The organism is Streptomyces sp. NPDC047886 (assembly GCF_043204435.1).
Lineage (GTDB): Bacteria > Actinomycetota > Actinomycetes > Streptomycetales > Streptomycetaceae > Streptomyces.
Genome location: NZ_JBIDCF010000001.1, coordinates 1,129,273 through 1,153,417, shown reverse-complemented (window position 1 = coordinate 1,153,417; position 24,145 = coordinate 1,129,273). Strand labels below are relative to the sequence as shown.

General features: G+C 73.2%; 22 protein-coding genes and 1 tRNA gene. 9 read left to right on the top strand and 14 right to left on the bottom strand.

What is annotated here, in order from left to right; all coding sequences use genetic code 11:
* Positions 1-133: 133 nt before the first annotated feature.
* From ACGF5U_RS05000 to ehuB, 5 genes are all read right to left on the bottom strand, one after another.
* Positions 134-892, bottom strand: coding sequence for an IclR family transcriptional regulator (locus tag ACGF5U_RS05000; protein ID WP_392712995.1), 759 nt, complete (start codon positions 890-892; stop codon positions 134-136).
* A gap of 168 nt (positions 893-1,060) precedes the next feature.
* Complete coding sequence (gene ehuA / locus ACGF5U_RS04995; protein WP_392713208.1) at positions 1,061-1,840, bottom strand: ectoine/hydroxyectoine ABC transporter ATP-binding protein EhuA; 780 nt, start codon at positions 1,838-1,840, stop codon at positions 1,061-1,063.
* Positions 1,791-2,441: an ectoine/hydroxyectoine ABC transporter permease subunit EhuD gene (gene ehuD, locus ACGF5U_RS04990; RefSeq protein ID WP_392712993.1), complete on the bottom strand. Its 651-nt coding sequence runs from the start codon at positions 2,439-2,441 to the stop codon at positions 1,791-1,793. Before ehuD ends, ehuA begins: the two co-directional genes overlap by 50 nt.
* The gene (gene ehuC / locus ACGF5U_RS04985) at positions 2,438-3,094 is read right to left on the bottom strand and encodes an ectoine/hydroxyectoine ABC transporter permease subunit EhuC (protein WP_392712991.1); all 657 of its coding nucleotides are present in this window, start codon (positions 3,092-3,094) and stop codon (positions 2,438-2,440) included. Before ehuC ends, ehuD begins: the two co-directional genes overlap by 4 nt.
* Positions 3,091-4,020 carry an ectoine/hydroxyectoine ABC transporter substrate-binding protein EhuB gene (ehuB, locus tag ACGF5U_RS04980; RefSeq protein WP_392712989.1) on the bottom strand — a complete coding sequence of 310 codons (930 nt, stop codon included), beginning with the start codon at positions 4,018-4,020 and terminating at the stop codon, positions 3,091-3,093. The genes ehuC and ehuB overlap by 4 nt, the downstream gene beginning before the upstream one ends.
* A 103-nt stretch (positions 4,021-4,123) precedes the next feature.
* Here ehuB and ACGF5U_RS04975 point away from each other — a divergent pair, with 103 nt between their 5' ends.
* The 3 genes from ACGF5U_RS04975 to ACGF5U_RS04965 all read left to right on the top strand — a co-directional run bounded on the left by ACGF5U_RS04975 (position 4,124) and on the right by ACGF5U_RS04965 (position 8,013).
* Complete coding sequence (locus ACGF5U_RS04975) at positions 4,124-4,795, top strand: decarboxylase (RefSeq protein WP_392712988.1); 672 nt, start codon at positions 4,124-4,126, stop codon at positions 4,793-4,795.
* A gap of 154 nt (positions 4,796-4,949) precedes the next feature.
* Positions 4,950-6,086, top strand: coding sequence for an LLM class flavin-dependent oxidoreductase (locus tag ACGF5U_RS04970; RefSeq protein ID WP_392713207.1), 1,137 nt, complete (start codon positions 4,950-4,952; stop codon positions 6,084-6,086).
* A gap of 217 nt (positions 6,087-6,303) precedes the next feature.
* On the top strand, positions 6,304-8,013 hold the full coding sequence (locus ACGF5U_RS04965) for a glycosyl hydrolase family 18 protein (RefSeq protein WP_392712986.1): 1,710 nt from the start codon (positions 6,304-6,306) through the stop codon (positions 8,011-8,013).
* 102 nt (positions 8,014-8,115) lie between these two features.
* Here the strand turns inward: ACGF5U_RS04965 and ACGF5U_RS04960 are convergent, their stop codons facing one another.
* Entirely contained in the window at positions 8,116-9,927 is a 1,812-nt protein-coding gene (locus ACGF5U_RS04960; RefSeq protein ID WP_392712985.1) for a putative bifunctional diguanylate cyclase/phosphodiesterase, read from the bottom strand.
* 344 nt (positions 9,928-10,271) lie between these two features.
* On the opposite strand from ACGF5U_RS04960, the gene ACGF5U_RS04955 reads away from it, so the two are divergent.
* Complete coding sequence (locus tag ACGF5U_RS04955; protein WP_392712984.1) at positions 10,272-11,528, top strand: M6 family metalloprotease domain-containing protein; 1,257 nt, start codon at positions 10,272-10,274, stop codon at positions 11,526-11,528.
* 41 nt (positions 11,529-11,569) lie between these two features.
* On the opposite strand, the gene ACGF5U_RS04950 is transcribed toward ACGF5U_RS04955, so the two are convergent.
* The 6 genes from ACGF5U_RS04950 to ACGF5U_RS04925 form a co-directional block, all read right to left on the bottom strand.
* Positions 11,570-11,643: transfer RNA gene (locus tag ACGF5U_RS04950), tRNA-Lys, on the bottom strand.
* Positions 11,634-12,293 carry a bifunctional DNA primase/polymerase gene (locus tag ACGF5U_RS04945; RefSeq protein ID WP_392712983.1) on the bottom strand — a complete coding sequence of 220 codons (660 nt, stop codon included), beginning with the start codon at positions 12,291-12,293 and terminating at the stop codon, positions 11,634-11,636. The genes ACGF5U_RS04950 and ACGF5U_RS04945 overlap by 10 nt, the downstream gene beginning before the upstream one ends.
* A 106-nt stretch (positions 12,294-12,399) precedes the next feature.
* Complete coding sequence (locus ACGF5U_RS04940; protein ID WP_392712981.1) at positions 12,400-12,753, bottom strand: hypothetical protein; 354 nt, start codon at positions 12,751-12,753, stop codon at positions 12,400-12,402.
* Between the two features lie 373 nt (positions 12,754-13,126).
* Positions 13,127-14,464: an AAA domain-containing protein gene (locus tag ACGF5U_RS04935; protein ID WP_392712980.1), complete on the bottom strand. Its 1,338-nt coding sequence runs from the start codon at positions 14,462-14,464 to the stop codon at positions 13,127-13,129.
* Positions 14,461-16,053 (bottom strand): hypothetical protein, encoded by a 1,593-nt coding sequence (locus ACGF5U_RS04930; protein ID WP_392712979.1) that lies wholly within the window; start codon positions 16,051-16,053, stop codon positions 14,461-14,463. Before ACGF5U_RS04930 ends, ACGF5U_RS04935 begins: the two co-directional genes overlap by 4 nt.
* 34 nt (positions 16,054-16,087) lie before the next feature.
* A complete protein-coding gene (locus tag ACGF5U_RS04925; RefSeq protein ID WP_392712977.1) occupies positions 16,088-17,320 on the bottom strand; it encodes a hypothetical protein in 1,233 nt (410 codons plus the stop codon).
* A 138-nt stretch (positions 17,321-17,458) separates the two neighbouring features.
* Here ACGF5U_RS04925 and ACGF5U_RS04920 point away from each other — a divergent pair, with 138 nt between their 5' ends.
* Positions 17,459-18,055: a histidine phosphatase family protein gene (locus ACGF5U_RS04920; RefSeq protein WP_392712976.1), complete on the top strand. Its 597-nt coding sequence runs from the start codon at positions 17,459-17,461 to the stop codon at positions 18,053-18,055.
* A gap of 25 nt (positions 18,056-18,080) precedes the next feature.
* Here ACGF5U_RS04920 and ACGF5U_RS04915 read toward each other — a convergent pair whose 3' ends face one another.
* Entirely contained in the window at positions 18,081-19,418 is a 1,338-nt protein-coding gene (locus ACGF5U_RS04915; protein WP_392712975.1) for a tetratricopeptide repeat protein, read from the bottom strand.
* 249 nt (positions 19,419-19,667) lie between these two features.
* On the opposite strand from ACGF5U_RS04915, the gene ACGF5U_RS04910 reads away from it, so the two are divergent.
* Positions 19,668-20,123: a hypothetical protein gene (locus tag ACGF5U_RS04910; RefSeq protein ID WP_392712974.1), complete on the top strand. Its 456-nt coding sequence runs from the start codon at positions 19,668-19,670 to the stop codon at positions 20,121-20,123.
* A gap of 178 nt (positions 20,124-20,301) precedes the next feature.
* Positions 20,302-21,168 (top strand): spermidine synthase, encoded by an 867-nt coding sequence (locus ACGF5U_RS04905; protein ID WP_392712973.1) that lies wholly within the window; start codon positions 20,302-20,304, stop codon positions 21,166-21,168.
* 196 nt (positions 21,169-21,364) lie between these two features.
* Here the strand turns inward: ACGF5U_RS04905 and ACGF5U_RS04900 are convergent, their stop codons facing one another.
* Positions 21,365-21,931, bottom strand: coding sequence for a hypothetical protein (locus ACGF5U_RS04900; RefSeq protein WP_392712971.1), 567 nt, complete (start codon positions 21,929-21,931; stop codon positions 21,365-21,367).
* A 69-nt stretch (positions 21,932-22,000) separates the two neighbouring features.
* Between ACGF5U_RS04900 and ACGF5U_RS04895 the strand changes: the two genes are divergently transcribed.
* Both ACGF5U_RS04895 and ACGF5U_RS04890 read left to right on the top strand, forming a co-directional pair.
* Positions 22,001-22,690: a response regulator transcription factor gene (locus tag ACGF5U_RS04895; RefSeq protein WP_392712969.1), complete on the top strand. Its 690-nt coding sequence runs from the start codon at positions 22,001-22,003 to the stop codon at positions 22,688-22,690.
* A 10-nt stretch (positions 22,691-22,700) separates the two neighbouring features.
* On the top strand, positions 22,701-24,125 hold the full coding sequence (locus ACGF5U_RS04890) for an ATP-binding protein (protein WP_392712967.1): 1,425 nt from the start codon (positions 22,701-22,703) through the stop codon (positions 24,123-24,125).
* The last annotated feature ends 20 nt before the right edge of the window (positions 24,126-24,145 follow it).

Below are 24,145 nucleotides of genomic sequence, written 5' to 3'. Positions count from 1 at the left end.
CCCGCCGACCGTCCCCGCTGACCATCCCCGCCGACCGTCCTCGGTGAAAGGCCCTCGCCGACCGTCCTCGGCGAAAGGTCTCCGCCGACCGCCCTCGGTGAAAGGTCCTCGCCGACCGCCCGTCCCGGTCCGCTCAGATCGCCAGGGACAGCACCACCGGCGCGGCCTTGCGGTTCAGGGTGTCCGCCGCCGAGCGCAGCCGGTGGGCGTGCTCGATCGGGAGTGACAGCGCCAGGCAGCCGACCGCCGAGCCCGCCGTCAGCGGCACCGCCGCGCAGACCGTACCCACGGCGTACTCCTGGAGGTCGAGCACCGGGACGGTCGGGGGCTGGCTGTCGAGCTTCGAGAAGAGCACCCGCTCGCTGGTGATCGTCCGCGAGGTCAGCCGGGCGATCTTGTGGCGGGAGAGGTGGTCGCGGCGGCCGTTCTGGTCGAGCTGGGTGAGCAGGCACTTGCCGACCGCGCTGGCGTGCGCCGCCGACCTGAAGTCGACCCACTCGTTGACCTTCGGGGTGTGCGGGCCGTCCGCGACCTGCGTGATCTTGACTTCGCCGTCGATGTACCGGCTGATGTAGACGGCGGCGCCGACCGAGTCGCGCAGCTCCGTGAGGGTCTCCTGGAGCTTCGCCTCCAGGGCCTCGCGGCGCGTCGTACCGGAGCCCAGCAGGATGAGCGAGTCGCCGACCACGTACGCGCCGTCGGCCACCTGCTCGACGTACCCCTCGCGGCGGAGCATCCGCAGCAGTGAGGTGAGATGGCCGGTCGGCAGCCCGGTCTCGCGGGCGATCTGGGCGTCGCTGACCCCGCCACCGTGCCGGGAGATCGTTTCGAGTACGCGCAGGGCGTACTGCACCGAGTGGAACGGCGCGGTCGGCTCCGGCTTCAGCGCCACGGTCTCCCCCTACCAGGTTGTTACCGCAAGCTTCCGTACCACGATAGCCGCCAAGGGCGGTTTCAGGGGCACCTGTTGACGAGAATGATGCCGCGCCCCGGGGGGCATACGCTGGGGCGCAGCATCCCGGCATATGCCAGGGTCACACCTTCCCGATGGATGCCGAGGTCAGAGCACCGCACCGAGGAACTCGCGGGTACGTTCGTGCTCGGGTTCCGTGAAGATTTTCTCCGGTGACCCCGCCTCGATCACCCGCCCGGAGTCGAACATCAACACTTCGTCCGAGATGTCGCGGGCGAAGTTCATCTCGTGCGTGACGCACACCATGGTGATGTCCGTGGACCTGGCGATGTCCCGCAGCAGGTCCAGCACCCCGGCCACCAGCTCCGGGTCGAGCGCCGACGTGACCTCGTCCAGCAGCAGCACCTGCGGCCGCATCGCCAGGGCCCGCGCGATCGCCACGCGCTGCTGCTGGCCGCCCGACAGCTGCGACGGCCGGGCGTCGGCCCGGTCGCCGAGCCCCACCAGCTCCAGCAGGTCCCGGGCGCGCTCGTCGGCCTCGTCCCGGCCCAGCCCGAGCACCCGCACCGGCGCCTCGGTGATGTTGCGGAGCACCGACATGTTCGGGAACAGGTTGAACTGCTGGAAGACCATGCCGATCTTCTTGCGGACCTCGCGCCGGTGCTTCTCGCCGGCCGGGAACAGCCGGTCGCCGTTGACCTCGATCGTGCCCGCGTCCGGCTTCTCCAGCGTCATCAGCAGCCGCAGGATCGTGGTCTTGCCGGAGCCGGAAGGGCCGATGAGCGTCACGTGCTCGCCCGGCCGGACCGAGAAGCACAGATCGTCCAGGACCGTGTTCTCGCCGAAGCGCTTGGTGACCTTGTCGAAACGGATCAGTTCAGTGGACAAGACGGCGCTCCAGGGCTCGTACGAGGAGGGAAGCCGGATAGGCGATGAGGATGAAGGCGATGCCGATGACGGTCAGCGGCTCGGTGTACTGGAAGGTGGCCGCGCTCTCCAGTCGCGACTGCTGGAGCAGCTCCAGCACGCTGATCGCGGCCAGCAGCGGGGTGTCCTTCAGCATCGCGATGACGTAGTTGCCGAGGGCCGGTGCGACACGGCGGAGCGCCTGCGGCAGGATCACCGCGAACCAGGTGCGGTGGACGGGCAGGCTGAGCGCCGTCGCCGCCTCCCACTGACCGGCCGGTACGGCGTCGATGCCGGCCCGGTAGACCTGCGCGGTGTACGTCGAGTAGTGCAGCCCGATCGCGACCGTGCCGGTGGTCAGCGCGGAGAACTGCACGCCCCACTCGGGCAGCACGAAGAACAGGAAGAACAGCTGCACCAGCAGCGGGGTGTTCCTGACGAACTCGGTCAGGACGCCGACCGGCCAGCGGACGAACCGGCTCGGCGCGCGCAGGGCGGCCGCCCAGACCAGCCCGAGGCCGAAGGCGATCAGCGAGCCGAGCACCAGCACCTGGAGGGTGACGAGCAGCCCGTCCAGGAACCGCGGCATGAAGTCCACGACGGCGGACCAGTCCCAGCTCATGCGATCACCCCGATGTTCGCCTTGGTCTTCCGCTCCAGGGCCTTCATGGACCGGGTGATCCCGAACGCGAGCACGAAGTAGATCACCAGCACGATCGTGTAGATCTGGGCGCTCTCCTGGGTGGCCAGACGCACCAGGTACGCGGCGAACGACACGTCCCCGACGCCGAGCAGCGACACCAGGGCCGTCCCCTTCAGCAGCTCGACGAGCAGGTTGCAGAAGGACGGGATCATCTCCGGCACGGCCTGCGGCAGCAGGATCAGCCGCATCCGCTGCCATGGCGTGAAGCTGAGCGCGACGCCCGCCTCGCGCTGCGCCGGCGCCACCGAGTTCAGCGCGCCCCGCACGACCTCGGCGCCGTACGCCCCGTACGACAGACCGAGCGCGAGGACCGCCGCCCACATCGGCACCAGCTGCCAGCCCAGCAGCGGCGGCACCACGAAGAACAGCCAGAACATCAGCACCAGCGCCGACGTCCCGCGGAAGATCTCCGTGTACGCCCCCGCCGCGAAGCGGACGAGCCGTGAGCGATGCGTACGGGCCATGCCGACGCCGAAGGCGACGACCGCGCCGAGCGCCGCGCTGTAGACGAGGAGCTGGATCGTGATCCAGATGCCGGGCAGCACCCAGTTCTGCCAGAGTCCGCTGGTCATCGGCACAGCTCCTCGGCGGTCAGGGTCGTCATCTCGGCCTGTGTGAAGCCGAAGCGCCGCAGGATGCGGAAGAGCTCGCCGCTCTTCTTCATCCGGTGGATCTCGGTGTTGAACGCGTCGCGCAGCTCGACGTCGGTACGGCGGAAGGCGAAGCCGCCGCCGTCGACGCGCTTCACGCCGTCCACCACGGCGGCGAACGGCTCGGTCGCCTCGGCCCTGGTGCTCCTGCGCACCACGGCCCGGGTGGTGAGCGCGGTGCCGGCGAAGACGTCCACGCGGCCGGACTCGACGGCGTTCAGCCCGGCCACCTGGTCCTGAAGAATGACGATGTCCTTCTCGGGGTACCCGGCCGCCACCGCGTAGCCGATCTCCGCGTACCCGGTCCCGGTGGCGAACCTGGCCTTGGTGCGCACGACGTCCTCGTAGGAGCGCAGACCGAGGGGGTTGCCCTTGCGCACGATGAACGAGTCGAGCATCTGGTACTCGGGGTCCGAGAACAGGACCTGCCGGCACCGGTCCTCGTTGATGTACATCCCGGCCGATACGACATCGAACTGCTGCGAGTTGAGCCCGGGGATCAGGGAGGCGAAGTCGGTGGCGACGGGCTGGACCCGGTCGACACCGAGCCGCTGGAAGATCACCTTGGCGAGTTCCGGGGCCTCTCCCGTGAAGGCGCCCTGCTCGTCCACGTATCCATAAGGGACCTCACCGGCGATGCCGAGGCGCACCGTGCGCTGCGATCTGAGCCGCTCCAGGGCGTCTCCGGACGCCACCCGGGCACAGCCCGCGGCGCCCAGCGCCCCGGCCGCGCCGATGGCGGCGGTGCCGACCAGCAGCGAGCGCCGCCCGACGCCGGACGGCTCCGGCCCGGGCGGGGGTATGCGGCCTGTTCTTCTCTGACGAGTCGTACGAGCTGTTCCAGCCATGGGCGCGCGGCTACCCGGACCGGCACAGGGTATGCGTACCGGTTTCGCCGCCGTGCCGACCGACCACCTTCCACCGACCGCCGACAGATGGGGAGTACAGGCCATGACCACCGTCGGACTTCTGCGCCCGGAAGGGCATCCCGAGGACGACTACCGGCGCATCGAGACGCTCCTCGACAGCGACATCCGGGTCGACTCCGTCGTGTACGCGGGGCCGGGCGACGACCCGGAGCGGCTCGCGGCGGGCGCGGAGGAACTGCGGCTCGCGGGCGCCGAGTCGGTGGTCTGGGCGACCGCCGAGGGGTCGTTCACGCAGGGCTGGGACGCCGCCCGCGAGCAGGCCCGCTCCCTGGCGCTGGCGGCCGGACTCCCGGCGTCCAGCACCGCGATCGGCTTCGCCCACGCCGTACGGGCGGTGGGGGCCGACCGGGTCGCGGTCGCCGCCGGGTGGCCGGACGACATCCTGAAGGGGTTCGTCCGGTTCCTGGAGGCGGCCGGCATCGAGGTGGTCGGGGCGGCGCGACTGGTCGCGCTCGACCGGGTGCCGGAGCTGGTCAGGGCGGCCGACGACCCCAGGGCCCGGGCGCTGCTCGTCCCGGACACGGTGGCGCCGACCGTGGCGCTGCTCCCGGAACTGGAGGAGGCGGTGGGCAAGCCCGTGCTGACCGGGACACAGGTCACGGTGTGGGAGGGGCTGCGGCTGGCCGAGCGGCGCGGGGCGTGGGCGGACGAGCTGGGCGCGCTGTTCGCCCGGGAGGAACCGGAGGAACCGTAGAACCGACGCAGAGCCGAGACGCCGGAATAAGCGGAAGGTGCCTCCTGTTACCGCTCCTGTACCCATGATCTGTCGACCGTGCAGGAAGGCCCCACCGGTGAGCGTGAGCGACGACGCGATACGAGACGACGACGCGACTCGGCAGAGCGAGGCGATACGGGACGACGGCGCGGCACGGGACGGGGGCATCCGGGGCGCCGCGCGGGGGACCGCGCCCGTACCGCTGTCGGTGCTGGACCTCGTCACCGTCGGCCGGGGCCGTACCGCGACCCAGGCGCTGGCCACCAGCGTCGCGCTCGCCCGGCTCGCCGAGGACCGCGGCTACCACCGCCACTGGGTCGCCGAGCACCACTCCATGCCCGGGGTCGCCTCGTCGTCGCCGGCCGTGATCCTCGCGCACCTCGCCGCCCACACCCGCCGCATCCGGCTCGGCTCCGGCGGTGTCATGCTGCCCAACCACGCGCCGCTCGTCGTCGCCGAGCAGTTCGGCACCCTGGAGGCGCTGGCACCCGGCCGCGTCGACCTGGGCCTGGGGCGCGCGCCCGGCACCGACGGCGCGACGGCCGCGGCGCTGCGCCGCGTGGACGGAACGGGTGAGGGCGCCCCGGGGTCCTCCCCGCAGGAGCGAAGCCGGGAGCGGGGGGAGGACTTCCCGCGGCAGCTGGCCGAGCTGGTCGGGTTCCTGGACGACGACTTCCCGGACGGGCACCCGTACGCCGGGATCCACGCCGTACCGGGGCCGGTGCAGGGCCCGTCGGGCCGTCCGCCCGTATGGCTGCTCGGCTCGTCCGGGTTCAGCGCGCGGCTCGCGGGGACGCTGGGTCTGCCGTTCGCCTTCGCGCACCACTTCTCGGCCCGGAACACGCTCCCCGCGCTGGACCTGTACCGCGAGTCCTTCCGCCCGTCGGCCGTGCTGGACGCCCCGTACAGCCTCATCGGTGTCGCGGCGCTGGCCTCGGACGACGAGGCCGAGGCCCGCCGCCAGGTGCTGACGGGCGCGCTGTCCATGGTGCGGCTGCGCACCGGGCGCCCCGGGCTGATCCCGACGCCGGACGAGGCGGCGGCGTATCCGTTCAGTCCCGTCGAACGGGACTTCGTGGACGGCTGGTTGTCGACCATCGTCCATGGCACTCCGGACGCCGTCCGCGCCGGTCTCGACGAACTCCAGAAGCGCACCGGCGCCGACGAGCTGATGATCACGGCGAACGTGCACGGGGCGGAGGCGCGGCTGCGCTCGTACGAGCTGATCGCGGACGCATACGGAATGACGGCGTCTGGTTCTTTCTCCTGACGCCGCGCGCACGATTCCTAAGACAGGCTTAAACCGCTCGTCACTCATGGTGGCGAGCGGTTCCTTTTGTCCCTGCAGGGCTCTGACGAGCGCTTTCTGTGCCGAATTGGTCTAGTCCTTGTTTGGTTCAGACCATTGACGCGCTGTTGGTCCGGCGGCTATCAATTCTTCAACTTCCGCTTCGCGTACTGCGCTTCACCCCCCTCGGAGGCAGCTCGTGCACGCCCGTAAACCCCTGATCGCCGCGCTCACCGGTATGGCACTCGCCGCCGGTGCCCTGGCCACCGGCGCCCTCGCCGCCGTGGCCGCGCCAGACACCGCCCGCGCGGCGGAAACCACCTCCTCCGCGGCCTCCACGGGCGGCGTGAAGATCGCGTACTACGACCAGTGGAGCATCTACGGCAACGCCTTCTACCCCAAGCACCTGGACACCCGGGGTATCGCGGCCAAGCTCGACGTCATCAACTACTCCTTCGGCAACATCCACCCCACCGACCTCACCTGCTTCATGGCGAACAAGGCGGCGGGCGACGACAACAACCCCAACGCCGGTGACGGCGCGGGCGACTCGTACGCCGACTACCAGCGCTCCTTCGCGGCCGCCGACAGCGTCGACGGCGTCGCCGACAAGTGGGACCAGCCGATCGTGGGCGTCTTCAACCAGTTCAAGGAGCTGAAGGCGAAGCACCCGCACCTGAAGATCAACATCTCGCTGGGCGGCTGGACGTACTCCAAGTACTTCCACGACGCCGCGAAGACGGACGCGAGCCGCAAGAAGCTGGTCTCCTCCTGCGTCAAGCAGTACATCCAGGGCGACCTGCCGGTCGAGGGCGGATACGGCGGCCCCGGCACCGCCGCCGGCATCTTCGACGGCATCGACATCGACTGGGAGTACCCCGGCTCCGAAGGCGGCCACCTCGGCAACCACTACGGGCCCGAGGACAAGCGGAACTTCACGCTGCTCCTCGCCGAGTTCCGCAAGCAGCTCGACGCGTACGGCGCCGCCAACGGCGGCAAGAAGTACCTGCTGACCGCCGCGCTCCCGGCGGGCCAGGACAAGATCAAGCACATCGAGACGGACAAGATCGGGGCGTACCTCGACTACGCCAACATCATGACGTACGACATGCACGGCGCCTGGGACGGCGACGGGCCGACGTACCACCAGTCACCGCTGTACTCCGGCGCCTCCGACCCGACCGACCCGATCGCGCCCGGCACCGAGAAGTACTCGATCGACAACGCCATCGACGCCTGGATCGACGGCAAGCCCGCCTACGGCATCACCGGCGGCTTCCCCGCGAACAAGCTGACGCTCGGGTACGAGTTCTACTACCGCGGCTGGAAGGGCGTCCCGGCCGGGGCGAAGAACGGCCTGGCCCAGCCGGCGACCGGCGCGTCCGCCGCCCGCCCGCTCAGCCAGCAGGCCGGCATCGCGCACTACAAGGAGCTCGGCGGCATCGTCGACAACGCGGCCACCACGTTCTGGGACGACGAGGCGAAGGCGTCGTACTTCTACAAGAACGGCGAGTTCTTCACCGGTCTGGACAAGCGGGCCATCCAGGCGCGCGCCGACTACGCGCACAGCCGCGGCCTGGCGGGCGCGATGATGTACTCGCTGCTCGGCCTGGACGCGAACACCACGCTGCTGAACGACATCGTGGCGGCCGTGGGCGGCTCCCCGAACCCCACGCCGACTCCCACGCCGACCCCGACTCCCACCCCGACCCCGACCCCGACTCCCACCCCCACGCCGACCCCGACGGCCGGGTGCACGGCCGCGGCCTGGTCAGCGGCCACCGAGTACACGGGCGGCGCCCAGGTCTCGCACAAGGGCCGCACCTGGAAGGCCAAGTGGTGGACGAAGGGCGAGGAGCCCGGCACGACCGGTGAGTGGGGTGTCTGGCAGGACCAGGGAGCCTGCTGACGCGCCACCCGCCCAGCCCCGTCCCCTCCGCCCCGCCCCGTCCCACCCCCCACACCACCGCCCCTGACCGGAGAGCCTCGGCCTCCCGGTCAGGGGCGGTCTTCACGCCACGCGCGCGCCGACCCTGATCAGGTCGGCGATCCGCTCCGGGGTCACCGCCCGCGAGTACAGCCACCCCTGACCCGTGTCGCAGCCGATGCGCCGCAGCCGCGCCGCCTGCCCCGACGTCTCCACGCACTCGGCCGTGACGGTCAGCCCGAGCCGGTGCGCCAGCTGCACCATGGCCTCCACGATCACCTCGTCGGCCGGGTTGGGATGCGCCTCGTCCTGGAAGCCCCGCACGAACGATCCGTCCAGCTTCAGCACGGACACGGGCAGCCGGCTCAGATAGGCCAGGTTCGAGTACCCGGTGCCGAAGTCGTCGATGGCGATCTGCACACCCATGTCGCTGAGCGCCTGCAGCGCCTGGAGCGGCCGGCCCGCCGAGCCCATCACCGCCGACTCCGTCAGCTCCAGTTGGAGGAGGTGGGGCGCGAGTCCGGTCTCGGCGAGGATCTCGGCGACATCGGCGACGAGGTCGGAGTCCCACACCTGCCGTACGGCGACGTTGACGCTGACGAACAGGGGCCGTTCGCGCGGATGGTCGATCTGCCACTGCCGGGCCTGCCGGCAGGCGGTGCGGAGCACCCAGCGGCCGAGCTGCACGATGGAACCGTCCTCTTCGGCGATTCCGATGAACCGATTCGGCGACAGCGAGCCGAACCGCGGATGGTTCCAGCGGACGAGCGCCTCCACACCCCGGACCGTGCCGTCCGCCATGCCCACGAGCGGCTGGTAGTCCAACGTGAACTCGCCCCGCTCGACGGCCGGTCGCAGCGTCGACGAGAGGGCCTGGCGGGTCATGCGGTGCGCGTTGCGCTCCGGGTCGAACAGCGTCCAGCGTGCCTTGCCGTCGGCCTTGGCCCAGTACAGCGTGGTGTCGGCGGCCTGCATCAGCCCGTTGACCGTCGTCCCGGCCGCCGCCCTCTCGACCACACCGATCGACGCCGACACGGACAGCCGCTGCCCGGCGAGGTCGAACGGCCGCTGTACGGAGGCGAGTACGGACCGGGCGAGATCGGCGAGCTGCTCCGTACCCGCAGAGTCCTCGACCAGGATCGCGAACTCGTCGCCGCCGAGCCGGGCGACCAGGTGGCCCCCGCCCCTGCTGTAGCCGTCGCTGTCGGCGCACTCGGTCAGCCGGGCCGCGACGGCGGCCAGCAGCCGGTCGCCGACCCGGTGCCCGAGCGTGTCGTTGACCGCCTTGAAGCCGTCGAGGTCGAGGTAGCAGAGCCCGATCCGGCCCGTACCGCCGTCGTCGTACGAGGAGTTCTCCAGCGCGGAGGTCAACCGCTCGAAGAACAGGGTGCGGTTGGGCAGCCGGGTCACCGGGTCGTGCATCTGGAGATGGCGCAGCCGGGCCTGGAGTTCACGCCGGTCGCTGATGTCGGCGATGGACAGCAGGACGTTGCCGCTGCGCGGCACCGGGGCGACCGTGACCTCCGCCCACAGGGAGCGGCCGTCGGGGTGCTTGAGCCGGCGGGTGCAGCGGAACCGGGAGCGCCGGCCGCGCAGCACCTCGCGGTAGGCGTGCCAGGTGCGGCTGTCGGCGGCCAGGTCCACGAGGTCGGCGGCGGCCTGTTCGCGCAGGGACGCGGCGTCGGTGCCGAGGAGCGTGGCCAGCGAGTCGTTGGCGCTGACGACCAGGCCCTGCCGGTCCACGACGGCCATCGCGAGGTGCGCGGCGTTGAAGGCGGCGTGCACGTCCCGCAGGCGCGCCGACCCCCCTCGTTCGTGACGCTCCGTGATCGGCAGCCGGGCGGTTCCGGGCGGTGCGACGGCCGCCGGTCCCGGTCCTTCTGGTGTTCCGCTCACCGCTCGCTCCCGCAGGGCAGTCGTGACGTGCAGATGTGGTCGGGATGGTCAGCCTTGGAAAGTGTGCCGATCATAGAGGCTGCCGAGGCGGCCGTTCCAGCGTCTGCACCGCTCCTGCGGCGTGCGGATCCTGTGAGGAACCCCACCTCCCACCCCTGGTCGATCGTTTCTGCACAGGTGTGGCGACTGACGGTTCCGGTGTGACCGGTTGTGACGTTCCGTGATGAATTCAAGTCGGCCCCGGCGTGTCGGCTGCTCACCCATGTGGGGCAGTGGAACAGGACGTATCGCCACAAACCTGCACAGGGTGGTGGAACGTCCGTATCCCGCAGCCGGAGGTCGATGTGGAGGGCCAGCAGCCACCCGAGCAGCCACCCGAGGGAGTGCACCGCCTGAGCCTGCGCTCCGCGGCCGCGGCCTTCTTCTCGCTCCTGGCGTTCGGCGCGACCGGTCTCGTCGCCGGCCCGGGGGCGGGTCATGCCGTCGCCGCCACACCCACCGCCGGGTGTGTCCTGCCGCGCACCGACGCCCATCACTCGCTCGGCCTCGACACCTGGAACGCGGCCTATCCGAAGCCCGTCCGGGACCTCAAGGCCGTCATGGTGTTCCTGTCGTTCCCGGACTCGCGCCCCCGGGTCAGCCCCGCCGACCTGGTCGCTGACTACTTCCCCGACACCAGCCGGTTCTTCCAGCAGGCCTCGTACGGCCGGTTCTCGCTGCGCCCGTACGTACGCGGCGACTGGCTGAGGATGCCCCGCCCCTCCACCGCGTACGCCATACGGCGCGACTGGTCGCCCGACCGGCGCGCCGCCTATCTGCGCGACGCCCTCCGCGTCGCCGACCCCCGGGTGGACTTCTCCCGGTACGACATCGTCTACCTGGTCGCCGACCCGGACGCGCCGGGCGTCGACTCCGACGCGACGAAGGTCGTCAACCTGCGGACGCCGCTGCGAGCCGACGGCACCGACATCAGGCGCGTCGTCACCCTCTTCGAGCGGCACCCGCCGGACCGCAACGTGCTCGCCCACGAGACCGGGCACGTCTTCGACCTGCCCGACCTGTACCGCCGGCCGCTGGACGGCAAGGGCGACTGGGACACCCACGTCGGCGACTGGGACGTCATGGGCAGCCAGTTCGCCCTCGCCCCCGACCTGTTCGGCTGGCACAAGTGGAAGCTCGGCTGGCTGGACGAGGAGCAGGTGCACTGCGTCCGGGGCCCCGGCCGGTTCACGCTGGAGCCCCTCTCGGCCCTGCCCGAGCGCGGCGTGTCGGTCGGCAGGCGACTGGCCGTCGTACGCACCGGGGAGCACACTGTCCTGGCGATCGAGGCCCGCGGAGCCACCGGCAACGACCGGGACACCTGCACCGAGGGCGTGCTGATCTACCGGGTCAGCGGCAAGGCCGCCTCCGGCGCGGGCCCCGTCGAGGTCGTGGACACCCACCCGCTCACCGCCGCCTGTGGCGACCGGTCGGTGTACCCGCCGCTCGCGGACGCCCCCCTGGGCGTCGGGGAGACCTTCACGGTGCCGGGTGAGGGGACACGGATCGAGGTCGCCGACCGTACGAGCACGGGAGCGTGGACGGTCGAAGTGACCCCATGACGAAGAAGCCCCCCGCTTCCGCGAGGGGCTTCTCCCGTCTGTGCGCCGCCAGGGACTCGAACCCCGGACCCGCTGATTAAGAGTCAGCTGCTCTAACCAACTGAGCTAGCGGCGCCTGCTGACGTCGTAGACCTTAGCATCCTGATCCGGGTCAGGAAAAATCGATACCCGCACGTCCCCGGCGGCGGCGGTCCTCGCCACCCGGACACACGCCCAGAGCAGCACCTCGGGCCCCGGCAGCCACGGATTCCGGGTGTCCGGCGCCACCACCCAGCGAGGCTCCCCGGCCGCCTCCGGCGCCAGCGGCGGCACGGTCACGGCGTCCCCCACCCCGTGGCAGAGCATCGGCGGCACGGCGTCCCCCCACTCCTCCCAGCGCAGCAGCGACGGCAGCCGCCGACTGGTGCCCGGCGCGGTGAACAGCAGCATCCGCCCCCGGTGCACGGCCACCGGCCCGGAACCCGGCCCCTCCGCCCACAGCCGGTCGAGCAGCCGGCGCCCGAAGATCGACTCGACGTTGACCACGTCGAAGGCGGACCCGCACGGCAGCACGGCCGGAAGCTGCGGCCGCGCCTCCCACAGGGCGAGCGTGGAGGCCGGGTACGCCGACGCCGACATCAGCCACTCCGCGCCCGCCGCGGTGACCCGTGTGGTGTGCTGCGGACCGTCCTCCCGCACCCGCGGGAACGGATCGCCGGTCCGGCGCTCGTCGATGTCGCCGTGGGCGGGGCTCAGGGGAAGCTCGTCTCGCAGCCATACGCTCATGAGACAGGTCTACCGGCAGTGACAGGGCGAACTCACTTTGTTGCGAGAAACCCTGACAGGGGCCTGCGCCAAGGAGTATGTTGCCCGCCCGGCATATGCCCCCGCGCTACTCGTCCCCCTGCGCGCCCCCACCGCGCAACAAGTCGCGGCCGAACTCCACCATCTTCTTCGCGTAGTCCTCGGTCCACTCCGCCCGCAGCGCGATGTCCGCAGTGGTGAGCCGGTCGAACCGGCGCGGATCGGCGAGCTGCGCCGCCGCGATCGCCTGGAACTCCACCGCCCGGTCTGCCGCCGCCCGGAACGCCAGCGTCAGCTCCGTCGACCGGACCAGCAGCTCGCGCGGGTCCTCGATGGACTCCAGGTCGAAGAAGTGCTCCGGGTCGGCGGCGGCCTCGGCAGGCTCGAAGAGCAGGGGCGCGGGCCTGAGCCGCCGCGGCTCGCTCCGCTCGGTTTCCGCCATCGTGACTCCGTTCCATGGGCGCTTCCCGGACCATCGTCCATTGTCCCGCTCCCCGCAAGACCGCACCCGGACGCCCCCGCCGGCGAACCGACGGGCCGTGCAGGGTCGTCTGGGCGTCGGCGGATCCGAGGCGTACGGTCCGCCGGTGAACCGCCGGAAGGGGCCGTGCAGGGTCGCCCCCGCAGGCGTCGGCGGATCCGAAACGGCGAGGAGACCGGGACCCGAACCCGCCGACGCCGAGGAGGTGAGCCCGGAGGGGCCCCGACCACCCCGGCGCCGCAGCCCGAAGGCGAACCGGCCACGAAACCACCCGCAACCCAGCGCACCACCCCGCTCGCGACCCCGCCGCGACGCCCGCGCTCGCGATGACGCGTCACGGGCGCCAGGGCACGCGGTGCTCCGTGAGGCGGGCGAGCACCGCGTGGTTCGCCTCCCACCCGTCCGGGAACTTCACCGTCACGCCCAGCTGGACCGGCTCCGTGGAGGGGTGCTCGTCCAGGAGTTCCGCGACGCCCGCACGGCAGATCACGACGCAGGCGTGCCGGTGCCGGGACGCCAGCACGCACAGCCGCCCCGTCTCCAGGTGGAACGCCGTCGCGTCCGGGCGGCCCGACAGCGGGTGCAGGACGACCGTCACGTCGTACTCCCGGCCCTGGAGCCGGTTCGCCGTGTCGACGGTGACCCCCGACACGCCCAGCTCGGCCAGCGCGCCACGGATCGCGGCCGCCTGGTCGCGGTGCGCCGTGCCGACCGCGATGCGCGCCGGTGTGAGCGGCGCCGGATCGGGGGAGCGTTCGCTGACGGTCACGCCGCCCCGGTCCAGCATCCGCCGCACCACCAGCGCGCAGGCCCGCACCGCCTCGGGGTCGGTGCGCGGTGTGTGCCGGGCGGGCAGCTCCAGCAGTCCCCAGCCGGCCTCGGCCGCCTCGTCCAGCACCCGGTCGGGCCCTGACCCGTCCGACGGGACGCCGAAGGAGAGCCGCCGGTTGCCCTCGCCCGTACCGGCGCGGAAGCGCGTGTACGGGTAGAACGCGTCGGACACGAGCGGCGCCGCAGACGCCGGCAGCCGCCATGACACCGGCAGCCGGTGCTGCGGCAGCTCGGGGTTGTGGGCCAGCAGGGTCGACACCGCGCTCGCGGACGGGTCGTACGACAGCCCCGCCCACTGGTCGGCGCCGACCACGGAGAACGGATCGAGCTGTCCCGGGTCTCCGACGAACAGCGCCCGTTCGAAGAGCCCGGCCACGGCGAGCAGCGCGTCGGACCGCATCTGGTAGGCCTCGTCCACGATGGCGTGCCGCCACGGTTCGACGCCCTTGACGTGCGCCCACTTCGCGGCGGTGGAGATCACGACGTCCAGCCCGGCGAGGTCGGCGGCCTTCGAGGACTTCCGTACGTTGTCGAGGTCGTCCAGCGCCTTGTCGTACGGGTCGGAGTCGTTGGAGTGGAGCCGCCCCACGGGCAGGTCGGGCCGCTTCTCGGCGAGCCGCAGCACCAGGTCGTCCACCTGCGCGTTGGTCTGGGCGACGACCATCAGGCGCCGGCCGGCGGAGGCCAGTTCGAGCGCCGCCCTGACGACCAGGGTGGACTTGCCGGCGCCGGGTGGCGAGTCGACGACCACGCCGCGGGCGTCCCCGTGCAGGGTGCTCGTCAGGATCGCGTCGGTGGCGCGGGCGGCCTCGGCGGCCGGGTCGAACAGCTCGCGCGTCACAGGATGTCCTCCGGCGTCACGGGGTCGGGCGGCTCGGCGGTGTCCGCGTGTGGTGGCCCGCCGTGGGTCCACGGCGTCTCCTCCGGGTCGGGCAGCTTCACGCCCACCCGCTGGTCGTGTTCGAACAGCGTCCAGGCGATCCGGTCGCCTTTCTGCGGCACGGAACCCTCGGCGGGGTCCTTGGAGCGGCCCATCCGGTCGAGGAGCCGCAGCACGAACACGGCGCCGTCGTCCTCGTACCGCACGAACTCCGCGCTCTGCGGCCGGCCGTCCAGCGACCGGTACACCTTCACCCGCTCGCCGAGGTGCGGCGTGTCGTCGGTCCGCACGGTCAGCAGGGGGCGCGGTGACGGCCGCTTCGACTCGGTCCACGCCATGGTCACGTCCACCACCTCCCCGAGGAACGCCTCGCCGGCCAGTCGCCGCTCGGCCAGCACCAGGGGGTCGTCCAGCGCCTCCTGCGCCTCCAGCTGGGTCTGCGCGCTCTCCCGCGCGGCCAGTTTCCGTGCCGCCGTCACCGCGTCGTCGCGGCGCGGCTGCGGCGGCTCCCCGGCGCGCACCCGGTCGCGGTGGCCGGTGAACGACCAGCGGTCCCGGGTCCACCGGTCCGCGACCCGCGCCCCCGCCGGCAGCTCGCGCAGCAGCTCGACCGCCCGCCACACGGCCTGCCAGGTGGGCCGCAGCTGGGTGAGGACGAGGCGCCGGACCTCCCGCTCCGCCCGGTGCAGTTCACCGAGCCGCTCGTCGGCCGCCTCGCCGTCCTCGGCGGCGGCCAGCGCCTGCCGCGCCCGGTCGTACCGTTCGATCGCGGGCGCCAGCAGCCGGTTGTCGAACGCGGGGTCCGTCGCGGGACCGGCCGGCGGGCACAGCAGCTGCCCGTCCCGGTCGCGGCCGAGTTCCGCCCGGAGCGCGGCCGCCGCGCCGGACTCGCCGTCCGGGGTGTCGATCCAGGCGAGGACCGCCCCCAGGTGCTGGTCCTCCAGCGACGACTGGCCGGTCGCCCAGTGCCGGTTGAGCAGGTCCGTCGCCGCCACCAGCAGCGACGAGCCCGGCACCCGCGCCCGCTCCCCGTAGTGGGTCAGCCATCGGCCGAGCAGCGGCACGCGCGGCGGTGCGGGGAACGGGGTCTCGGGGTCCTGTTCGGCGGTCCGCCGGAACCGGGTCGAGCGGCCCAGCAGCCGTACGTACTCGATACCGGCCCGGCTGGGCACGATCAGCTGCGGCGCGTCCCGGCACAGCTCGACCTCGACCTTGACCTTCCTGCCGGTCTCGGGGTCGGTCTCGGCACGCTCGGCGGCCTCGACGTCGTCGGCGAACCCGTCCAGGTACGGCAGCAGCGCCTCCGCCAGGTCGGCCAGGAAAGCGAACCGCAGGTCCCGGTCGCGGGGCTGCGGCACCACGAGCAGCCGCGGCTCCTCCGGGTCGGTGCCGATCAGCGCGCCGAGCGGAGCGCCCGCCTCACCGGCGGTGGTCAGCGGTACGAACACCAGTGGCCGGTCCGCCAGGTGCCGGTGCCGCACGGTGGCCAGCGGCCGCGCGTGACCGGCCTCGACGGCCTCCAGCCGGGCGAGGGTGGAGATCAGCGACATGGGGGCACCGCCCCGGCGGCGCGGCCGCTCTCGGTCAGCGGGGGCACGGGGCGGCCTCCTCGGGGGTCGGGGCGGCCGCTTCCGCGAGCGCCTCGGCGCGTAGTGCCGCCGCCCGCCGCAGCGCGAGGACCGCCGGGTCGGCGGGGTCGCCGTCCCGCGTGCTCGGGCCGTCGTCGGACGTGCCGGGGCCGGTCGCGTCGCCGCGCGCGGCCGCCAGGACGTCGCCGACCGTCGTCAGCCCACCGAGTTCGCCCCTCACCGAGCGGCCCAGCGTCTCCACCGCGCCCGCCCGCCGGGCCCGGTCGCGGCAGTGGAAGGCCAGCTCGCAGGCGGCCAGGCACTCCGGCGCGTACGCGTGCGGCACCGCCTCCACCGCGGCGGCCAGCTGTTCCGCCGAACACGCCTCGACGTCGAACGTCGTGCCGTCCGGCAGGGCGGCCGCGATGTCCTCCAGCCGGGTCAGCCGGGCCAGCTGCCTGCGGGTGACCGCCAGCTGCTTGCGCACGTCGACGGACGAGCCCGTCGGCCGGTTCGAGAAGTCCTTCGGGCACACCAGCAGCACCGAGTGGCCCACCTCGGCGCCCTCGACCATCGCCGCGACCCGCTCCAGGGCCAGTACGTACACGGCGGCCTGGCGCGCCGCCGCGCCCACCTTCGCCGCGTCAGCGGAGCCGTCGATCATCGGGAACGACTTGATCTCCACGACCGTCCAGTGCCCGTCCGGCCGCACCACGACCGCGTCCGGCTCCAGGTGGACCGGGGAGCCGGCCACCTCCAGTGCCAGCATCGGATGGTCGAGCAGGGACCACACCCCGGCCGCCGTGGCCTCGCGCAGCGCCAGCGCCGTGCGCGCCGCGCGGCCCTCGGGCCCGACCGCCGTCAGGTCCGGCACCCGTACGTCCCCGGGGTCGTCCACCCCGAGCAGCCGGGTCAGCTCGGCGCCGCCGTCGGCCTTGACGGCGGCCTCGAAGGCGTTGCCCCGCATGAACGCGAACTGGGACTGCCCGAAGCCGGACGGCGAGCCGAGTGCCGAGGCCAGCGCGGCCTTGTCGACCCCGGCCCCGTCCAGCAGGGCGCGGCGCCTGCAGCCGGGGTTCGCGGCCAGCGCCGCCAGCGCGCGGGCGTCCAGCGGGCGCGGCATGACGGCGGGACCGCGCAGTTCGGCCAGCTTCCGCCATGCTCTCGGCTTCGCCGGAGCGGGGGATGCCCCGACCCGGAGGGTCGTCTGTGGCGGCCGAAGCGGTCCGCCGTCCAGGGATCGGCTCACCCGCGGAAGTCTCGCATCCGCCACTGACAATCGGGGCCGGGTCCCGCGGGTTCCCCCCTTCGTCCCGCCGTGTTCACGTACGGGATGATGGAAGGCCACGTTTCGTGCACCAGCTCCGTGAACCTCAGGAGAGCCCCCATGGCACCGCGCATCCTGCTCGCCCGGCACGGCCAGACCTCGTGGTCGCTGGCCGGCAAGCACACCGGCAGGACGGACGTCCCCCTGCTCGACCGGGGCCGCGAGGGGGCGAAGCTGCTGGGGGAGCGGCTGCACCGGGGCCCGTGGGACGGGCTGGACGGGGTCGAGGTCCGTACGAGCCCGCTGTCCCGCGCGCGGGAGACCTGCGAGCTGGCCGGTTTCGGCGACCGCGCGGAACCGTGGGACACGCTGATGGAGTGGGACTACGGCGCGTACGAGGGGATGACCCCGGCCGAGATCCAGGCGATCCGCCCCGGCTGGCTGATCTGGCGCGACGGCGTTCCGGAGGGCGAGTCCCTCGCCCGGCTCACCGCCCGCGCGGACGAGGTCGTGGAGTGGGCCCGCTCGGCCGACCGGGACGTGCTGGTCTTCGCGCACGGCCACATCCTGCGCGGCATCGCGGCGCGCTGGCTGGGCGAGGACATCGCCTTCGCGGCCAGCATCCGGCTGGACCCGACGAGCCTGTCCGGCCTGGGCTGGGCGTACGGCGCCCCCGCGATCGAGCGCTGGAACGACACGGGGCACCTGGAGCGGTGAGCCGCCGCGCCGGTGCGGCGGCCCGTCAGGCGCGCCGCGTCTCGGCGCGGAGCCGCAGGAACGCCGCGACGTCCGGCACGGCCCGATAGGGCACGAGCACCCGGGCCGTCTCCGCCAGCATCGACCGGATACGGCCCGACCGGACCTCGTCCAGCAGCTCCAGCACCCGCCGGCCGGCCGCCGCGGCCTCGTCCGGGGCGCCCGCGCGGGCGAGGTCGGCCGCGAGCTGGGCCCGGTACAGCGCCAGGTTGCGGGTGAAGTGCGGGTTCTGCAGGGCGGTCGCCCGCCGCGCGTGCCGTGCCGCCCGCGACGAGTCGCCGAGCGCCGACCAGCACTGGGCCTGGAGGATCTCCAGTTCGGGTTCGCCGAAGAAGGACATCCACTCGGGGTCGGAGTCGGCGGTGCCGCGCCCGAAGTGGGTGTGCGCCCGGCCGAGCGCCTCCTCGCAGGCGGCGCGGTCGCCGAGACCGGCCCAGCCGCCCGCCTCGCGCAGGGTGAGCAGCGCGAGCAGCCGCCCGGACGCCAGGTTCTTCGCGGCGTGCTGCCCCGCCTGGGCCGCCCGGACGGCCTCCCGGAACCGGCCCGCGTCGCGCGCCAGGAACGCCGTGTTCGAGAAGGCGTGCGCCTCCAGGGCGGGATCGCCGCTGACGCGTGCGGTGGCCAGGGCCTCGGCGTAGTGCGATCTGGCGTCGTCCAGGCGGCCCGAGTCATGGGCCAGCCAGCCCACGGACAGGGCGAGTTCCCCGGTGCCCGCGTGGAGCCGGTCGGCGGTGGACTGCCGGGTCGTCGTCCCCGCGTCGAGCAGCGCGTACGCCGTGCGGAGGGGTTCGGTCGCCCTGCGGTACAGCCCTTCCGCGCCGTGCCGGTCGTCGAGCAGCCGGATCCTTCGTACCGCCGCCTCGACGGCGTCGACCTCGGCCTCGCCGAACCTGCCGCCGGCACGCGGCGCGGGGATGGCGCCGAGCCCGCTGACGCCCAGCGAGGCGGCCGCGACGGTGGCGGTACCGCTCGCCATGAATGCGCGACGCAGCACGTCGCTCTCCTCATCGTTCCGGATCGTGATGGGTGGGGCGGGCACGTCCGCGGCGGCGCCCGCCCGCCGTCCGCGTACGCGCTCCCGTGCCACGAACCCCAGGTCCGTCAGGGACATCCCGGGGAACATGTGCAGGAACACCCGCTCGTACGCGTAGTTCGGGCAGCGGATCTCGCCCGACTCCACGCGCCCGATGTACCGGGCGTCGCAGGCCACCTGCTCGCCGATCTCCCGGGCGGCCCTGCGCACCGCGGCGGCGAACTCCCCCGCGGAGCGCTGCCCGCGCAGCCGGCGGAAGACGAGATTGGGAACTGCCCGTGACGTCGCCATGGCGGAGCCCTCTCCTGCGTGCTGCCGTTGCTCCGGCGGAGAAAGAACGTACCTGCTGTGGCCGGCGCCACACACGGAGTTTGGCTACAAACCGGATATCTCACCCACGATCCGCCATGAACTGCCACCCTTTGCGGCGGCGAGCCGCCGTAGCTGTTGACGGGTCCGCGCGTTGAACCATGCGGAGGGACGGAACGTGTCTCCGTTCGGGAACTCGAGCGAGGAGGGGACCCCTTGTTGGAGGTCGGCATGGAAGCCAGCCCGCGCATCGACGACGCGTCGCGGACGACCGCGCAGCACTGGCCGACGCAGGACGTGAGCGCACCACCCCGGACCGGCGACACCGCCCAGGACGGGGCGTGCGACCTGGTGACCGTACCGGCCAGGCAGGGCCTCGAAGCCGTGGACATCCTCCGCCGCGGCGCCGCCCCGGCCGTCGGCCCGGTCCTCCACGACGGCGCCACCGGCACCCTCGGCTTCCTCGTACCGCCCGGCACGGCCGCCGCGTGGGACGTGCCGGGCAGCGCCTGCACCCGGACGGACGGCCGGGGCCTCCGCGTACCGGCCGCGCCCGAGCCGCCCGTCTCCGGTTCCGGCTGGCTGCTGCCCCCGGCCGACGCGGGCCCGGTCACCGACCCGGGGGTGCTCCGCGAAGCCCTGGGCGAAGCCGCCCGCCTCATCGAGGCCGCCGACAACTGCCGCTGACGCCGACCCCGCCCCGTACCGAAGGGGCGGCCGTACGGGGGCGCCCCGCACACGTCGGCGGTTCCGGAACGGCGAGGGGACCGGGTCCGAGCCGGCCGGCCCCGGGGAGGCGAGCCCGGAGGAGCCCCCGGGACGGCGGGAGAGCGCCGGGCGCGCCACGGGCGCGGATAATGGCCGGGTGGCCAGGAACAGACAGCGTGGACGGGCGGTGGCGCCGGAGGCGGTCGTGGAGACCGTCGACGGCGGACTCGCCGAACTCATACCGGACCGTGAGCGGCCGCGCGCCTGGACCCTGCTGATCGACGGCGCCCCGCAGTCGCACGTCGACCTGGAGGACCCGTCCCGGCTGACCTTCGAGTACCAGCGGCGCCTCGGCCACGCCGCCGACCTCGTCGCCCCGACGGGCCGCCCCGTGCACGCCGTCCACCTCGGCGGCGGGGCGTTCACGCTCGCCCGGTACGTCGCCGCCACCCGGCCCCGCTCCACGCAGCAGATCGTGGAGCTCGACGCCCCCCTCGTCCAGCTGGTCCGCCGCGAACTGCCGCTCGACCCGGGCGCCCGCATCCGGGTCCGGGGCGGTGACGCCCGTGCCGGCCTCGGGAAGCTGCCGGACGGCTGGGCGGACCTGGTCATCGCGGACGTCTTCAGCGGCGCCCGCACCCCGGCGCACCTCACCAGTACGGAATTCCTCACGGACGTACGGCGCGTCCTGAAGCCGGGCGGGCTCTACGCCGCGAACCTCGCCGACGGGCCGCCGCTCGGCCATCTCCGCGGCCAGATCGCCACCGCGGCCGCCGTCTTCCCCGAACTCGCCCTGATCGCCGACCCGACGGTGCTGCGCGGGCGGCGGTTCGGCAACGCCGTGCTCCTCGCCTCCGACACGGCGCTGCCCGTGGCCGAGCTGACCCGCCGCGTCGCGACCGACCCGCACCCCGGGCGGGTGGAACACGGCCGCCCGCTGGCCGACTTCACGGGCGGCGCCGGAGTGGTCACCGACGAGAACGCCAAGCCGTCCCCCGTACCGCCGGCGTCGTCATTCCGCTGAACCGGCCCCCGCCCTTCGGTGGGCACCTGCCCACCGAAGGGCACCCGCCCACCGGAGGGACCCGCCCACCTGGGGGCACCCGCCCACCGGAGGGCACCCGCCCACCGGGCAAGCACCACAGACCGCCCCACCTGGCAGGAGCCGCCCACCAGGGCGGACGCACCGGCCGGGCCGAACTCCGCCTGGCCCGCCGGAGTCAGCGGCGGCGTTCGTCGATCTCGACCCGCGGCGCCGTGTCGTGCCAGACGCAGAACACCGAGACCTCGCGGTTGCCCTGGGTGAAGGTCACCCGGATCCACGTGGTCTGCTTCCACACCTGCATCTGCCAGCCGGACGCCGGGGTCGCCGAGACCAGTTCGGCGGAGGCGGCGCCGAGGTCGAAGACGACCTGGCCGCCGTCCACCGCGTAACTCCTCACCGTGCCCGTCTGCTTGGACGGCCCCGTCGTGGGCGGCAGGGACGCGGACGTGGCGGACGCGGAGGCCGACGCGGTCCGTGACGGCGACGCCGACGGCGTGCCGCTGCCGGCCGGGCTCGGTGAACCGGACGGCCCGGCCTCCGACTTCGGGCGGCGGGTGGACGAGGAGTCCGGCGCGGGCCGGATCAGCGTCGGCCGCTCGGCCGTCAGCGGCAGGGCGCGCGGCGGATCGTAGGCCGTACCGGCCATCACCGTGTGCACACCCCACCACGACAGCGTGACCGCCGCGCCCGTGGCGAGCGACCACGCCATGGCGTGAACCAGTCCTCTTCGCATCCGGGCCATAGTGCACCACCCGTCCACGGAGTCAACACCGGTCCCCCTCATTCCGCCTTATGGCGTACGGTGCGGCCCATGGCAAGTGTGCTCGTGGTCGAGGACGACCAGTTCGTGCGCTCCGCCCTCATCCGGCACCTGACCGAGGCGTCCCACACCGTACGGAGCGTCGGAACGGCTCTGGAGGCGCTGCGCGAGGTGGCCCATTTCCGGTTCGACGTGGTCATCCTGGACCTGGGCCTGCCCGATCTGGACGGGGCGGAGGCGTTGAAGATGCTGCGCGGCATCACCGACGTACCGGTGATCATCGCGACCGCGCGGGACGACGAGGCCGAAATCGTACGGCTCCTCAACGACGGCGCGGACGACTACCTCACCAAGCCGTTCTCGGTGGATCACCTGTCCGCGAGGATCGCCGCCGTCCTGCGGCGCGCACGCGCCTCCGCCGGTGAGGCCCCGCCGAGCCGGGTCATCCGCGTCGGCGGGCTGGCCATCGACCCGCTGCGCCGGCAGGCCGAGCTGGACGGCGTACGACTCGACCTGACGCGCAGGGAGTTCGACCTGCTGGCGTTCCTCGCGGGGCGGCCGGGTGTCGTCGTGGCGCGCAGGGAGCTGCTGGCGGAGGTGTGGCAGCAGTCGTACGGGGACGACCAGACCATCGACGTCCATCTGTCGTGGCTCCGCCGCAAGCTGGGCGAAACAGCGGCGAAGCCGCGCTATCTGCACACCCTGCGCGGTGTCGGCGTGAAGCTGGAGCCCCCGCTGTGAGGCGGCAGCGGTGAGATGGGCACTCGTCAAGGTGGCGCTGGCCGTCACCGCCATGGTCGTGGTGGCCTTCGCCGTACCCCTGGGGCTCGTCATCAAGGAGATGGCGCGGGACCGGGCCTTCTCCAACGCGGAACGGCAGGCCGCGGCCATCGGCCCCACCCTGTCCATCACGACCGACCGGGACGCGCTGAACCGGGCCGTCGCCTCCACCCAGGCGGGGGCCGCGGGCCGGATGGCCGTCCACGTCCCCCCACCGCCGGAAGACCCCGCGACGACGATCGGTACGGGCCGGGCCTCCGCGAAGGACGTCGCCACCGTCCGCCGGGTGCCCCAGGCGTGGATCACCGAGGTCGATGGCGGCTTCGCGCTGCTCCAGCCCACCGCCCTCAGCACCGGCGACATCGCGGTCGTCGAGGTGTTCGTGCCGGAGGGCGAGGTCACCAACGGCGTCGCGACCGCGTGGCTGACCCTCGCCGGGGTGGGGGTCGCGCTGATCGTCGGCTCCGTCGCGGTCGCCGACCGGCTGGGCATCCGCATGGTCCAGCCCGCCCAGCGGCTCGCGCTCGCCGCGCACGACCTGGGTGAGGGCAGGCTGGGCGCCCGGGTCAGGGAGGAGGGGCCCGCCGAGCTGAAGTCCGCCGCGGTGGCCTTCAACTCGATGGCCGACCAGGTGGTGCGGCTCCTCGCCAACGAACGCGAACTCGCCGCCGACCTCTCCCACCGGCTGCGCACCCCGCTGACCGTGCTGCGCCTCAACGCCGCGTCGCTGGGCGAGGGTCCGGCCGCCGACCAGACCCGGGCGGCCGTCGAGCAGCTGGAACGCGAGGTCGACACGATCATCCGTACGGCCCGGGAGGCGAAGCCGCAGACCCAGGCCGTGGGCCCTGGCGCCGGCTGCGACGCCTCCGAGGTGGTGCGGGAGCGCATGGAGTTCTGGTCCGCGCTCGCCGAGGACGAGGGCCGCAAGGTACGGCTGGCCGGCGTCGACCGCCCCGTACGCATCCCGGTGGCCCGTCCCGAACTCGTCGCCTCGCTCGACGCGCTGCTCGGCAATGTCTTCCGCCACACCCCGGAGGGTACGGCGTTCTCGGTGGACGTCCACAACGGCGACGACGCCGTGATCGTCCTCGTCTCGGACGCCGGGCCGGGCATCGCCGACCCGGAGGCGGCGCTCGCGCGCGGCAACAGCGGGCGGCGGGACGGCTCGACGGGCCTCGGTCTGGACATCGTGCGCCGTGTCGCCGAGTCGACCGGCGGCGACGTCCGGATCGGCCGTTCGGTGCTGGGCGGCACGGAGGTCCGTGTCTGGCTCGGGCTGGACGGCCGGGGCGGCGGACGCGTCGGCGGCCGGGGCGGTGGCCGGGGTGTCAGGGGAGGGCGTCGCGGCCACGGTGTGCGGCGCCGGGTCGTGCGCCGCCGCGGGGGCGACGCTTAACCCCCGCCGATGGGTTCCTT